General features: G+C 75.8%; 10 protein-coding genes. 3 read left to right on the top strand and 7 right to left on the bottom strand.

What is annotated here, in order from left to right; all coding sequences use genetic code 11:
* Positions 1 to 35 precede the first annotated feature (35 nt).
* The 3 genes from LY05_RS00450 to LY05_RS00440 all read right to left on the bottom strand — a co-directional run bounded on the left by LY05_RS00450 (position 36) and on the right by LY05_RS00440 (position 4,808).
* Positions 36 to 977 carry a lipocalin-like domain-containing protein gene (locus tag LY05_RS00450; protein WP_148921993.1) on the bottom strand — a complete coding sequence of 314 codons (942 nt, stop codon included), beginning with the start codon at positions 975 to 977 and terminating at the stop codon, positions 36 to 38.
* Between the two features lie 550 nt (positions 978 to 1,527).
* Positions 1,528 to 4,098, bottom strand: a complete 2,571-nt coding sequence (locus LY05_RS00445; protein WP_148921710.1) for an ABC transporter permease — start codon at positions 4,096 to 4,098, stop codon at positions 1,528 to 1,530.
* Positions 4,095 to 4,808 (bottom strand): ABC transporter ATP-binding protein, encoded by a 714-nt coding sequence (locus tag LY05_RS00440; protein WP_148921709.1) that lies wholly within the window; start codon positions 4,806 to 4,808, stop codon positions 4,095 to 4,097. Before LY05_RS00440 ends, LY05_RS00445 begins: the two co-directional genes overlap by 4 nt.
* 191 nt (positions 4,809 to 4,999) lie before the next feature.
* Between LY05_RS00440 and LY05_RS00435 the strand changes: the two genes are divergently transcribed.
* The gene (locus LY05_RS00435; protein WP_148921708.1) at positions 5,000 to 5,323 is read left to right on the top strand and encodes a TraR/DksA family transcriptional regulator; all 324 of its coding nucleotides are present in this window, start codon (positions 5,000 to 5,002) and stop codon (positions 5,321 to 5,323) included.
* Between the two features lie 61 nt (positions 5,324 to 5,384).
* Complete coding sequence (locus LY05_RS00430) at positions 5,385 to 6,635, top strand: phosphotransferase enzyme family protein (protein WP_249041814.1); 1,251 nt, start codon at positions 5,385 to 5,387, stop codon at positions 6,633 to 6,635.
* A 341-nt stretch (positions 6,636 to 6,976) separates the two neighbouring features.
* On the opposite strand, the gene LY05_RS00425 is transcribed toward LY05_RS00430, so the two are convergent.
* From LY05_RS00425 to LY05_RS00410, 4 genes are read right to left on the bottom strand one after another with little or no spacing between them, the layout of a single operon-like run.
* Positions 6,977 to 7,621, bottom strand: a complete 645-nt coding sequence (locus tag LY05_RS00425) for an ABC-type transport auxiliary lipoprotein family protein (protein ID WP_148921707.1) — start codon at positions 7,619 to 7,621, stop codon at positions 6,977 to 6,979.
* Positions 7,618 to 9,339 carry an MlaD family protein gene (locus LY05_RS00420; RefSeq protein WP_148921706.1) on the bottom strand — a complete coding sequence of 574 codons (1,722 nt, stop codon included), beginning with the start codon at positions 9,337 to 9,339 and terminating at the stop codon, positions 7,618 to 7,620. The genes LY05_RS00425 and LY05_RS00420 overlap by 4 nt, the downstream gene beginning before the upstream one ends.
* Before the next feature lie 19 nt (positions 9,340 to 9,358).
* Positions 9,359 to 10,138 carry an ABC transporter ATP-binding protein gene (locus LY05_RS00415; RefSeq protein WP_072746457.1) on the bottom strand — a complete coding sequence of 260 codons (780 nt, stop codon included), beginning with the start codon at positions 10,136 to 10,138 and terminating at the stop codon, positions 9,359 to 9,361.
* A complete protein-coding gene (locus LY05_RS00410) occupies positions 10,135 to 11,268 on the bottom strand; it encodes an ABC transporter permease (RefSeq protein ID WP_148921705.1) in 1,134 nt (377 codons plus the stop codon). The genes LY05_RS00415 and LY05_RS00410 overlap by 4 nt, the downstream gene beginning before the upstream one ends.
* A gap of 182 nt (positions 11,269 to 11,450) precedes the next feature.
* On the opposite strand from LY05_RS00410, the gene LY05_RS00405 reads away from it, so the two are divergent.
* On the top strand, positions 11,451 to 13,868 hold the full coding sequence (locus LY05_RS00405) for an ATP-dependent helicase (protein ID WP_148921704.1): 2,418 nt from the start codon (positions 11,451 to 11,453) through the stop codon (positions 13,866 to 13,868).
* Positions 13,869 to 14,045 lie beyond the last annotated feature (177 nt).

Here is a 14,045-nt window from a genome sequence, read left to right as displayed (position 1 = left end):
CGCGGCGCAGGCCAGGCCGCTGCATCAATATTGCGTCAATATCCCGTCAGCTCCATGTAGCCGCGGCCCGTGCGCGTGCCGCTGACGCGGATCGGCCCCTCCCAATACGCAAAGCGCGCGGCCATCCACGCCTCGGGATTGAGCGGCGCCGTCTCGATGCGCAACCCGCGGCGCGGCAGTTCGAGCCGCCAGCGCAGCGGCAGCGCGCGCCCCGCCACGCGCCGGCGCGACAGCGGAGTCATGCGGATCTCGTCGGGTCCCAGCGGCTGGACGGCGCCGTCGGGCGCGATCCACGAGCCCGACAGGAACGCCCCGTCCGCCCCGCGCAGGGCGAACAGCATCAGCCGCGCCCCGTCGTCGAAGTGGATCGAGAACCAGTCCCACCCCTTCTGATCGGCCGAAAGCGGGCGGCTGGACCATTCGTGATCCATCCATGCGCGCCCGCGCACGCGCATGCGGCGCCCGTCGATGGCGACCCAGCCCTCGGCGCTCAGGAAAGGCAGCGAAACGTAGTGGCTGGCCTGCCCCTGCGCGGATTTGAGCGACCACCCCCCATCGCCATGCAGCACCGGCGGGCCCTCGGCGCGCAGCTCGAGCTCATAGGCGAAGCCCTCGCCCGAGGCGCGCGCTTCGAGCAGCTTCATGCCCGGGCCGCGCGCCGCCAGGCGCCAGTCGTCGATCCAGGCGGCCAAGGGTTCGGCCGTCACGCCCGCGACGCCCACGCCCCCGCGCGCCAGCTTCTGCGCGAAGCGATGCGCCCCGGCCGAGGTGGCGGCGGCGTGACCCATCCACAGCTGCGGCGTCGCCCAGCCCCGCGCCGGGCCTTCCGGCGCCAGCGCCTGGCGGAACAGGGTCCACTGGACGCCCAGCTCGGCGCCGTCCTCGGCGGTCAGGTTGGCGGTCAGATACCACCACTCGATGCGGTGACGCGGATGCGCGCCGTGATCGCGCGGAAAGACCAGCCGCGTTCCCCGCATCACGGGGGCGAAGCCCTCGGCAGCCTCTCCAAGCCCGGCGAAGCCCTGCCGCGACTGCGCCGGAAGCTGGGCGGCGGGGGCGCCGGCGGGCCGGTCCGCAAGGCGCGCGGCGGGCGTCGGGCCGGGGGTTGGCGCGGGCGTGGGGGCGGCGCGATCCGCCTGCGCGACCCGAACGGCGCCTTGGGACAGGGCGGGCGCCCCGGCAAGGGGCCGGTCGGCGCCCTGGACGGCGCGCGCAAGAAAGGGCGCTGCGGCGCGCCGGCCGAGAGGCTCGGCGGCGCCCCGGACCGATCCATGGGCGCCGGCGCGCCCGTCATCCGGCGCGCCGGTCGGGGGCGAAGCCGGGCCGCGATCGCGGGCCGGCGACTGCGCCGGGGCGGCGCCCAGGCGCTGCCCCTCGGGCTGCGACGCGCCCGCCCCGGACGGCCCGGCGCCAGCCCATGCCGGGGCCAGCGCAGCCAGCGCCGCCAACGCGGCCGCGCCCATCATCCGCCGCGCGCGCAAGGCGGCGCACACGGTCGCGCGGCGGCGGGGGCGGGGGGCGGCGCTCTCAGCGTTCATCGGCGAACACCTTGGCCAGCGTGGCGGGCGGCGTGCGCGACAACGCGCGCGAGGCCGCCAGCGAGGCCGCCGCCGCCGTCAGCCCGGCCAGCGCCGCCAGCCGCAGCCACTGGCCCGGAAACACATGCATGGGCAGGCGCCAGCCGAAGGCCTCGACATTGACGACGGCGACCAGGATCCACGTCGTCGCCACGCCCAGCGGAACGGCCAGCGCCGACGTGCCCAGCGCCAGCGCCACCGTCTTGGCCAGATCGAGCCGCACCAGCGCGCGGCGCGGCGCGCCCATGGCCCAGACCGGCGCCGACTGGGCCAGGCGCGCGCGCGCCAAGGTCGCCAGCGCCGCGAACAGCGCCGCGCCCGCCACCGCGAAGGTCAGCGCATTGAGGGCCGCGGTGACCGCGAAGGTGCGCTCGAAGATGCGCAGGCTGCGCGCCTTGAGCGCCGCGCGGTCGATCACCTGCGGCGCGCCCGGCCCATGCGCCGCGACCGCCGCCGCCAGCGCCGGAACCGCCGCCGGATCGGCCCGCACCGCCATGCGCGTGCGGTCGGCGGCGGGGAAATGCGCCGCCATGGCCGCATCGTTCACGCGCAGCTTCCCTTCGGCCGCGCCGTAATCGGCGAACAGCGCCACGATGCGCAGGCGCCACGGGCCGCGCGGGGTCGGAACGCTCAGCTCGTCCCCAAGGCCAAGCCCCAGCCGCCGCGCCAGCTGCTCGGACGCCGCCGCGCCGCGCCCGGCGGCGATCGCGTCCCGGGCGCCGGGCTCGGCCGACAGAAGCGGCCAGCGCTCGCGGTAGGTCGGGTGATCGGGCGCGCCGCGCAGCGCGACCGGCCAGCCGCCGATGCGCAGGCGCGCCTCGGATTCGCGCAGAACGGCCGCCGCCTCGGGACGCGCGGCCAGCCACGCCGCCAGCGCGTCGGCCTCGGCGGGATCGCCCGCGCGCACGTAGAGTTCGGCCGTCAGGCGCTGCTCGAGCCAGTCCTCGAAGGTGCGGCGGAAGCCCTCGGTCATCGCGCCGACGCCGATATTCGCCCCCAGCGCCAGCAAGAGGGCCATCAGCGCCAGCGCCAGCCCCGGCAGCTGCTGGCGCGCATCCGCGGCCGCCCAATGCGCCAGCGCGCCCAGCCGGCGCGCGGCGCGCTCGGCCAGCGCCAGCGCAAGGTCCAGCGCCGCCGGCAGCGCCAGCGCCGCGCTCAGCATCGCCCCCGCCAGCAACGCAAAGCCCCCGGCCAGCCCGCCAAGCGCGCCGAAGGCCGCCGCGCCGGCCAGCCCCGCCCCCGCCGCGCCGGCCAGCTGCAGGCGCGTGCGCCGGCGCTGCGCGCGCCGCCAGGCGGTCGGACGCGCCGAGTCCAGCGCCGGCATCCGCGCCGCGCTCCACACCCCGCCCAGGGCGGCGGCCAGCGCGCCCGCGCAGCTCATGGCCAACCCGCCCGCCCACCAGGCCGGGCCGGGCGCCAGCTCGGCCCCAAGCTGCGCGCCGTAAAGGGCGTTGAGGCTCTCGGCCAGATCGGGCAGCAGCGCCCGGGCCAGCGCCCGCCCGCCGGCGAGGCCGGCAAGCCCCGCCACGAGCGCGGCGCCCAGCGCCTCGATCGCCAGCGCCCAGGCGGCGGTCGAGGCCGCCAGCCCGCAGGCGCGCATGGTACGCAAAAGCGGGCGGCGCTGCTCGAAGGCCAGCCCCGCCGCCGCGCGCGCGATGAACAGCCCCACCAGGAAGGCCAGCAGGGCGAAGGCGTCGAGGTTCATGTGAAAGCTGGCGGTCAGCCGCGCCAGATCCGCGCCCGCCGGCGCCTCGCGCATGCTCAGCCCGAGGCGCGCCGGCAGATCCGCGGCCGCAGGCGGAACCGGCCCCGCCAGCGCCAGCGCGCTCAACCGGCCCTCGAGCCCCAGCGCCGCCTGCGCCATGCCCACATCCATCACCAGCGCGCCCGGCGGCGCCCCCGCGGCGGGGCGCACGGGCGGCAAGGGGCGCCCGCCTTGCGCGCGCGGGCGCGCGCCCGGCGAAAGGCCCAGCGCGGCCAGAGTCTCGGGCGCCGCCAGCGCCAGCCCCGGCGGCGTGATGAAGGCGGCCAGGTCGCGCGCCGCGTCCCCCTCGCCCGGCGCGCGCGAACCGTGCCCGCCGCCGGGCGCGCCCCCGTCGCCCCCGTCGCCCGCGTCGCCCCCGTCGTCGCCCGAACCGCCGCCGAACACGCCCGGCGCAAGCCCCGCAGGCGCCGAAACGGGGTCGATCCCGATCACGCGCAAGGTCGCGCCGTTCGCGCGCACCGCGCCCTCGACCACCGGCGAGACCGACCAGCCCGCGCGGCGCAGCGCGGCGAAGACGCCCTCGTCGATCGTCGCGCCGGGCGCGGCCGCAACCAGCCGCGCGCCGCCGCCCAGCTCGCGCGCGGCGGCGTCGTAGCTGGCGCGGGCATGGGCGTTGAGCGCCTGAATCCCCGACCACAGCGCCGTCGCCGCCGCCAGCCCGCCCAGAAGCGCCGCCAGCTGCCCCGGCCGCCGGCGCCAGTGACTGGCCAGCGCGCCCAGCGCCGCCAGAAGCGGCGCAAGGGCCGGAGCGCTCATCCCCCGCCTCCGGCCGCGCTCATGCCCGCAGCGCGCCCTGCGCCGCCGCAGGCCGCCTCGCGCAGCACGCCGCCGCTCAGATGCAGCCGCCGGTCCAGCCGCGCCGCCAGCCGCAACGAGTGCGTGGCCATCAGCAGCGCCGCCCCCGCGTCCCGCGTCAGCTCGAGCAGAAGGTCGAGCGCCCGGTCGGCGGCGGCCTCGTCAAGGCTGCCGGTCGGCTCGTCGGCCAGCACCAGCGCCGGCCGATGGGCAAGCGCGCGCCCGATGGCCACGCGCTGCTGCTGGCCGCCCGACAGCTCTTCGGGGTAGCGGCGCTCGAGCCCCTCGAGCCTCAGCCGGCCCAGCAGCGCCCGCGCGAAGGCGCGGTCCTCGCGCCCGGCCAGGCGGGCCTGGAAGGTGAGGTTGTCCCACACGTTCAGGCTGGGGATCAGGTTCAGCTGCTGAAAGACCAGCCCGATGCGGGCGCGCCGCAGCCGCGCGCGCGCGCCGTCTCTCAGCCCCGACATCTCGCGGCCGTCCACGCGCACCGAGCCCGAATCGGCCTCGTCCAGCCCTGCGATGATGTGCAGCAAGGTGCTCTTGCCCGAACCCGACTCGCCGGTCAGGGCCACGGCCTCGCCCGCGCCGATCTCCAGCGACGCGCCGCGCAGCGCCTCGACCGGGCGGTCGGGGGCGGGATAGGTCTTGCGCAGATCCGTGACGCTCAGCATCCGGGGCTCCTGATGGGCGCGGGGCGACGCGCCGGCGCGGCGACGCGCGTTCAGGAACTAGCCCAGGCGGCGCAGGTTGCAAGCGCCTCGTCGCCGCGGCCGCGCATCTTGGGGCTGGAGGCGCGGCCCGCGACGCCCTATTGATGGCGCAGACGGCCCCGCGCCGCGACCGCAGCCGAAAGGACCCCGCGATGAAGGACGACGATTACTGGCGCGAGAAGCTCGAGACCCGCCTGCGCGAGCTGGAGGAGCGGCTTGACGAGATCGAGGACGAGCTGGACGAGACCCCCTCGCCCGATCTCGAGGAACGCGCCGTCGAGCGCGAGGGCGACGAGGTGCTCGAGGGCCTCGGCCTGAGCGGGCTGCAGGAGATCCGCGCCATCAAGGCCGCGCTCGAGCGGCTGGACAAGGGCGAATACGGCTGGTGCGCCGAATGCGGCGAGCGGATCGAGGACCGGCGGCTGGAGCTGGTTCCCTACGCGGTCAAATGCGCCGCCTGCGCGCGCGCGCGCTGAAGGGCGCGGGCGGGCGGATGCGCGCCGGCGCTCAGCTCGGGCGCGGGGCGGGGGCGACGCGATGACCGGCCGCGACGCGCGCCGCCGCCCCGAGGCCATGGCCGAAGGACGCGCCGGGCGCGAAGCGTCGCCCGTGGATGCGCGCGCGCCGCGGGGCCTCCCGGCCCTCGGGGCGACGGGGACGGCGGGGGCGACGCCGGGCGACGACAGGGCGCTTCCTGCCCGCGAGGCGCCGCCAGCGCCCGAGCGGCCGGTCGGCCAGGACGCCGGCCCCGAAGCCGGCTCCGCAGCCATCGAGGCGCCGCCGCCCGACCTTGCGCATGCGCCCGATGCGCTGGCCAGGCTGGCCGAGGCCGTGCGCCGCGCTGCGCCCGAATGGGGCCTGTCGCCGCGCACGCGGGTGCGGCTTCTGAACGTGTCCGAGAACGCCACCTTCCTGGCCGAGGACCCCGAAGCGCCGGCGCCGCTGGTGGTGCGCGTGCACCGGCCAGGCTATCACACGGCGCGCGAGATCGCCTCGGAACTGGCCTGGATCGAGGCCATCCGCCGCGACGGCGCGGCGCGCGCGGCCGCGCCGGTCGCCCGGCGCGACGGGCGTCTGGCCGCGCCGCTGCCCGCGGACGAAGGCGCGCGCCTTGCGGTCGCCTTCGCCTTTGTGCCCGGCGCCGAGCCTGCGCCCAGCGCCGATCTGGCGCCCGATTTCGCGCGGCTGGGGGCGATCACCGCGCGGCTGCATCTGCACGCGCGCGCATGGCGGCGCCCGGACTGGTTCGCGCGCAAGCGCTGGGATTTCGAGACGACGCTTGGCGCGCGCGCGCTGTGGGGCGACTGGCGCGCCGCGCCGGGTCTGACGCCCGAGGCGCGCGCCGCGCTCGAGCGCGCCTCGGACGCACTGCGCGCCGCGCTGGCCGCCTATGGCGACGGCGCCGACCGCTTCGGCCTCATCCACGCGGATCTGCGGCTTGCGAACCTTTTGGTCTGCGACGACGCCATCGCGGTGATCGACTTCGACGATTGCGGCTTCGGCTGGTTCGCCTACGACTTCGCCGCCGCGATCAGCTTCATCGAGCGCGAGCCCTGGATCCCGGCGCTGCAGGAAGCGTGGCTCGAGGGCTATGCCCGCGTCGCGCCCCTGCCGCCCGGAATGCGGCGGATCATGCCGGCGATGATCATGCTGCGGCGGATGCTGCTGACGGCCTGGCTGGGCACGCATGCGCAATCGGACACCGCCCGCGCGCTTGGCCCCGGCTTCGCCGAGGGCACGGCGGCGATGGCCGAACGCTTTCTGCGCGGCGAATATCCCGCGGGCTGACCGCAGGGCCCCGAAAAGCGGACACAAACGCCCCGCCGCGCGCGGTCCGGCCGCCTAAGCGTCCCGCGCGGGCTGCGGGCTGCGGGCTGCGGGCTGCGGGCTGCGGGCTGCGGGCTGCGGGCTGCGGGCTGCGGGCTGCGAAGCAGGAAAATCGGGGCCGAGGCGCGCGGCAAGCGGCAAGCCTTGCGCCCGCCCCTGCCCGCCGCCGGCCCCCGCCCGGGCTGAACGCGCCGCCCCCGCCCGACACCGACTCAGCCCGGGCGGAACGCGCGGCCGCCCCGGGGGGCCGAAGCCGCGCGCCCCGCCCGCACGCGCCGTCGCGCGGGCCTTGGCCGCCGCGCTCAGCCTGCGGCGTCGGCGGCGATGGCGCGCACGCTCCACTCGACCGCGCGGCGCAACACCTTGCCCAGCGCCTGGTCGAAGGCCTCGGCCACGTCGTCGAAACCGTTCGAGGCGGCGCGGGTCCGGGCCGCGAAGGACTCGGAGGCGATGATCAGCCCCCGCGGCTCGGCCACCACCTTGACGTTGAGCCGCACGAGCACGCCGACGGGCTCGTCCGCGCCGCCCACGGAAACGGCCTCGAACTCGCGCAGATCGGCGATCAGCGTGTAGTCCGAGTTCAGCCCCACCGCCTGACGCCCCACCGCCGCCAGCGCGCCCGAATTCTCGAGCGATTCGACCAGCAGTCGCTGCACCATCTTCGGCGCCCGGTCCACCCATCGCACGGCCGGGAAATACTCGACCCGGTAGGGGCCGACCTTGACCGCGACGCGGTCGGTGTCGACGTAGCTCCAGGCGGTGGGCTCCTCGACCACCACCTGGCGGCGCACGCGCGGCAGATCGGCGTCGAACGAGGTCTTGGGCGACAGGTCGTAAAGCGCCGCGGTCTCGGTGACGGCGCTCAGCCCCGCAAGGCCACCGCAGCCCGACAGCGCCAGCAGCGCGGCCGCCGCGGCCGCGCGGGGCGGGCGAAGGAAGGGGGTCATCGGTCTCTCCCGAATTCGGGAGCGCGGCCGCCCAGAAGAAAGCGCGCGGGGTCGCGCTCGATCTTCGCGGTCAGACGCTCCAGGTTGCGGACCAGCTCGCGCGATTCGCGCACGAAGCGGACGAATTGCGGCAGACCGGCCTTGAGGAAGCCGTCGATCTGCTCGCGATTGCCGGCCACCACGCCGTCGAGGCTGGCCGCAAGGCGCGCGGCGCGCTCGACCATGCGGCGCACATCCTCGGCCACGGCGGGCGCCTGCGCGGCGACGGCGCGCGCGGCCTCGGACATCGCCAGGGTCGAGGCGCGGATGTCGGCCATCACGGCGCCCATGTCCTGATCGATCAGGCGGCCGGCGCCGTCGAAGGCGCCCTTGGCCGAGGCCAGCGCGGCGTCGGCGTTGGCCATGGTCGCGCGCACCGCGTCCATGGCGCCCTCGGCCCGGCCCATGGCGCCGGTCACGGCCTCGATGGCGCGGTTGGCGTTGGCGAAGGTGTCGGCGGCCTGAACCAGCGTTTCGCGCGCCTGTGCGGCGGCGGCGTCGAAGCCGCCGATCATGACGCCCAGATCGGCTTCGGCCGAGGCGGTCAGCCGCTCGACCCCCGCGGCGGCGGCGCGCACCTGCTCGAGCATGGGCGGCAGCTGCGCGGAGAGCAGCGCATCGAGCCGCGCGGCCGCCTGGGCGGCGGCGCCGGCCGCGGCGCGCGCGTCGGCGATCAGCGCGGCGCCCTCGCCGCGCGCCAGGCCCTCGACGCCACGCGCGGCCTCGGTCACGGCCAGGAACATCGCGTCGGCGCGCGCAAGCGCCGCCTGGGCCTCGGTCAGGCGCGCGGTCAGCGCCGCGCCGGCCGCCGCCGCCTGGGCCGAGACCATGTCCGCCGCCGCCCCGATGCGGCCCGCGGCGCGGCCGGCCTCGGCGATGGCGGGTCGGGCGTCGGCGAAGGCCCCGCGCGCCTCGGCCAGCGCCGCGCGGGCGTCGTCGATCGCGCCTTGCGCGCGCTCGGCCGCGGCGCGGGTCGCGTCCATGGCGCCGGCGGTGGCGGCCAGGGCGGCGTCGGCGCCGTCGGCCAGCCGCTCGGCCCGCGCGGCCACCGCCGCGACCGCGCCCGAGGCCTGGTCCAGCGCGCCGGCCACCTTCTCGAACGCCGCAAGCGCGCCGTCGATGCGCTCGGACGCGTCGGCCAGGTTGGCCAGCATGCGCGCCACCGCGGCGCGGTTCTGCGGCGAGACGACCTCGCGCAGGTCGCCGATCAGCCGCAGCGCCTCGTCCAGAAGGGCGGGCGCGCCCTCGAACACGCTCTGCACGGCGGATTTCTCGGCCACGATCTCGGGCACGCCGGCGGCGCCGGGCGCGGTCAGGGGCGGGGCGTCGGGGCTGCCGCCGCTCAGCGCCACGTAGGACACCCCCGTCACGCCCTGCATCTCGAGCGTGGCGCGGGTGTCGGCGCGCACGGGGGTGGCGGCGTCGACCTCGATGCGCACGCGCACGCGCCCGGGGTCGGCCTTGTCCAGCGCCAGCGACATCACGCGCCCCACGGGCAGGCCGTTGTAGCGCACCTCGCCGGCCTCGTTCAGCCCGGCGACGCTTTCGAACAGGACGTCGTAATAGGCGTAGCGCCGGTCGGTCTCGACCTTGGCCAGCCACAGGAAGAAGCCCAGAAGCCCCAGAAACCCCGCCACGGCGAAGGCTCCGATGAGCGTGTATCTGGCGTTGGTCTCCATGCCGAGCGTCCTTTCGCGTTCATCCGGCCCGCAGCGCGGCGCGCGCGCGCGGACCGTGGAAATACTCGCGCACCCAGGGATGGTCGACGGCAAGCATCTCTTCCATCGTGCCCACCGCCAGCACGCGCCGCTCGGCCAGCACGGCGATGCGGTCGCATACGGCGTTCAGGCTGTCGAGGTCATGCGTGACCATGAACACCGTCAGCCCCAGCGCGCGCTGCAGCCGGCCGATCAGCTGGTCGAAGGCCGCCGCGCCGATCGGGTCCAGCCCGGCGGTCGGCTCGTCGAGGAACAGGATCTGCGGATCGAGCGCCAGCGCCCGCGCCAGCCCGGCGCGCTTGCGCATGCCGCCCGACAGCTCGGCCGGCATCTTGGCCGCCGCGCCGGGGGCGAGCCCGGCCATCGCGATGCGCAGCCGCGCCAGCTCGGCGATGTCGGCGTCGTCCAGGCCCAGATCGCGCGCCTCGCGCAAGGGCGCCTCGACATTCTGCTGCACCGTCAGCGACGAGAACAGCGCCCCGTTCTGGAACAGCACCCCCCAGCTGCGCTCGACGCGGGCGCGCTCGGCGCGCGGGGCGCGCAGCATGTCCACCCCCAGCACCCGCACCGAACCGGCCGCCGGGCGGTTCAGCCCGATGATGGTGCGCAGCAGCACCGACTTGCCGGTGCCCGAGCCGCCGACCACCCCCAGAACCTCGCCCCGGCGCACGTCCAGATCCAGCCCGTCATGCACCACCTGCGCGCCGAACTGCGTGCGCAGGCCGCGGACCTCGATGATGTTTTGCGCCGCGCCGCTCATATGCCCAGCTCGGCGAAGAAGACCGAGAACAGCGCGTCGGCGACGATGACCGAGAAGATCGCGATCACCACCGAGGCGGTGGTGCGCCGCCCCACGCTTTCGGCGCTGCCGCCGACCAGAAATCCCTGATGGCAGCCGACCACGCCGATGATCAGCGCAAAGACCGGCGCCTTCGAGATGCCGACCAGGAAATGCTTCACGTCGGTCTGCGCGTGCAGCCGCTCGAGAAACATGCCCGGCGAGACGCCCAGCTCGATCCAGCTCATCAGCAGGCCGCCCGCCAGCGCCGCGATCATGGCCAGAAAGCTGAGCACCGGCAGCGTCAGCAGCAGCGCCAGCGCGCGCGGCAGCGCCAGCGTCTCGATCGGGTCGAGCGACAGGGCGCGCATGGCGTCGATCTCCTCGTTCACCTTCATCGAGCCGATCGCCGCCGTGAAGGCCGAACCCGAGCGCCCGGCGACGATGATCGCGGTCAAGAGCGCGCCCAGCTCGCGCAGCGCCGAGATGGCGATCAGATCGACCACGAACACCTCGGCCCCGAAACGGCGCAGCTGCGTGGCGCCCTGAAACGCCAGCACGACGCCGATCAGGAATCCCATCAGCGTGACGATGGGCAGGGCGTTCAGCCCCGCCTGCTGCATGTGGCTGAACAGCGCCGCCATGCGCAGCCGCCGCGGCCGGAGCAGCGCCCCGCCCAGCCGCGCCAGCGTCAGCCCCAGAAAGGCCAGCGCGTCGAGCGCGCCCAGCGCCCCCGATTCCACCCCGCGCCCCAGCGCCGCCAGCCTTTGCGCCAGGCCCTGGCGCGGCGGCGGCGGGGGCGCCTCGGGCATGGCGGCGGTCACGGCCTCGAGCAGCTCGCGCAGCCGCGCGGGCGGCGGGGCGAGGCGCGTCGTCACGCCCGCGCGCTCAAGGCGCGCGCGCTCCGAGGCGATCAGCCATGCGCCGGCGGTGTCCAGCCCCTCGAGCGCGCCCAGATCGAACTCGACGACCCGCAGCCCCGGCCGCGCGCAGGCCCTGCGCAGCTCGGCGCGGGCCGCGGCCAGCCCCGGCAGCGTCAGCGCGCCGCGCACGCGCAGCCGCGCCCCGGAACCGTCGCCCTCGCACAGAATCGTCGCCTGCGCCTCGTCCATCGATCGCCTTTCCCCGGCGGCGCGCACGCCGCGTCGCGCGCAGGTTTCCACGCCCCGCGCTCCGGGTCCAGCCCCGCCGGACCGGCGCGCCCGCGCCCGCGCGGGCCATGTCGCGATTTGGCGCGAACAATGCGCGAACGACACCTTTCCCAACCGCGCGCAAGGCGCTAGATTGCACCCCCATGAGCAGCAGCGACTTCGACGAATTCGACGCCTTCGCCGGCTACGAGGCCCAGAGCCTGTCCGCACGCGCCATGCCCGGCGGCCCGCCGGGCGACGCCGCGTATCTGGACGGGCTGAACCCCGAGCAGCGCGCCGCGGTCGAGACGCTGGACGGCCCCGTTCTGGTGCTGGCCGGCGCGGGCACGGGCAAGACGCGCGCGCTGACCTGCCGCGTGGCGCATCTGCTGCGCACGGGGCGCGCGCGCCCGAACGAGATCTTCGCCGTCACCTTCACCAACAAGGCCGCGCGCGAGATGAAGGAGCGCGTGGGCGCGCTGGTGGGCGGCGCGGTCGAGGGCATGCCCTGGCTGGGCACCTTCCACGCCCTGTGCGCCAAGCTGCTGCGCCGCCATGCCGAGCTGGCGGGGCTCAAGCCCAACTTCACCATCCTCGACACGGACGACCAGCTGCGCCTGCTCAAGCAGCTGATCGCGGCCGAGAACATCGACGAAAAGCGCTGGCCGCCGCGCATGCTGGCCGGGCTGATCGACCGCTGGAAGAACCGCGGCTGGACGCCCGCCAACCTGCCCGCCGACGAGGCCGCGGCCTTCGGCGGCAAGGGCGGGCGGCTCTACGCCGACTACCAGGAGCGTCTGCGCACCCTCAACGCCGCCGATTTCGGCGACCTGCTGGTGCATGTGCTGACCATCTTCCAGGCCCATCCCGAGGTGCTGAAGCTGTGGCGCGGGCGGCTGCGCTACATTCTGGTGGACGAGTATCAGGACACCAACGTCGCGCAATATCTGCTGCTGCGCCTGCTGGCGGCCGAGCATCGCAACATCTGCTGCGTGGGCGACGACGACCAGTCCATCTATGGCTGGCGCGGCGCCGAGGTCGGCAACATCCTGCGCTTCGAGCAGGACTTTCCCGGCGCGGCGGTCATCCGGCTCGAGCGCAACTACCGCTCGACGCCGCATATCCTGGCCGTCGCCTCCGAGGTGATCGCGGCCAATGAGCGCCGCCTGGGCAAGACCCTGTGGACCGACGAGACCGAGGGCGAGAAGGTGCGCCTGATCGGCCATTGGGACGGCGAGGAGGAGGCGCGCTGGATCGGCGAGGAGATCGAGGCCCTGACCCGCGGCACGCGCGGCATGGAGCCGGTCTCGCCCGACGGCATCGCGATCCTGGTCCGCGCCTCGTTCCAGATGCGCGCCTTCGAGGACCGCTTCCTCAACATCGGCCTGCCCTATCGCGTGATCGGCGGCCCGCGCTTTTACGAACGCCTCGAGATCCGCGACGCCATGGCCTATTTCCGCCTGGCCGTCTCGCCCGACGACGGGCTGGCCTTCGAGCGCGTCATGAACCGCCCCAAGCGCGGCCTGGGCGAGAAGGCGGCGCAGAGCGTGAACCTGATCGCGCGCGAACGCGGCCTGACGCTGGTGGACGCGGCCCGCGCGCTGGTGGCCGAGGGTGGGCTGACCGCGCGCGCGCGAGGCGCGCTGGGGCGGCTGCTCGAGGCCATCGACCGCTGGCACGAGGCCGTGCGCGCGGGCGCCGATCACGTCGCGCTGGCCGAGACGATCCTTGACGAAAGCGGCTATGTCGATCACTGGCGCAACGACCGCGCCCCGGACTCGGCCGGCCGGGTCGAGAACCTGAAGGAGCTGGTCAAGGCGCTCGAGCAGTTCGAGAACCTGCAGGGCTTTCTCGAACATGTCGCCCTGGTCATGGACAACGAGCAGGAAGACGGCGCGGCCAAGGTCTCGATCATGACGCTGCACGCCGCCAAGGGGCTTGAGTTTCCCGTCGTCTTCCTGCCCGGATGGGAGGACGGGCTGTTTCCCTCGCAGCGCTCGATGGACGAGAACGGGCTTGCCGGCCTCGAGGAAGAGCGGCGCCTGGCCTATGTCGGCCTGACGCGCGCGCGCCGGCTGGCGGTGGTCAGCTTCGCCGCCAACCGCGCCGTGTTCGGCCGCTGGCAAAGCGCCCTGCCCTCGCGCTTCATCGACGAGATGCCCCCCGAGCATGTCGAGGTGCTGACCCCGCCGGGGCTGCATGGCGGCCCGCGCGGGCGCGCGGCGGTGGCGGGAGGGCGCGGCGCGGCGGGCGCCGACGGGCGGCTGCGGGCGATCGAGGGGCTGGCCGGCGTCGTGCGCGGCTCGGAGCTGGAAGAGCGCGCCGCGCGCGCCGGCGCCTATGACTCGCCCGGATGGCGGCGCATGCAGGCGCGCCGGGCGGCGCCCTCGGCCGCGCCCGTGGTCATCGACGCGCGCGCCGCGCCCGCCTTCGCGCTGGGCGAGCGCGTGTTCCACCAGAAATTCGGCTACGGCGCCGTGCAGGCCATCGAGGGCGACAAGCTGACCGTCGATTTCGAGAAAGCCGGGGTGAAGAAGGTGGTGGCGGGCTACGTCACCGCCGCCGACGACGTGCCGTTCTGATCCGCGCCCATCGCCCGCGCCGCCGACGCGCCGCCGACGCCCCCAGCCGGCGCTCGGGCGCGCGCGCCGCGTCTGGCCGCGGCGAAGGCGCCTCGGGCCATGCGCGCGCGCGGCGCCGGGCGCTGATCGGGGCGGCGCTGCGCAAGCTGGCGCCTTGGCCGCGCGCGCGGCGCCGAC

This window comes from Oceanicella actignis, assembly GCF_008124525.1.
Taxonomy (GTDB): domain Bacteria; phylum Pseudomonadota; class Alphaproteobacteria; order Rhodobacterales; family Rhodobacteraceae; genus Oceanicella; species Oceanicella actignis.
This window is presented reverse-complemented; position numbering and strand designations above follow the sequence as displayed.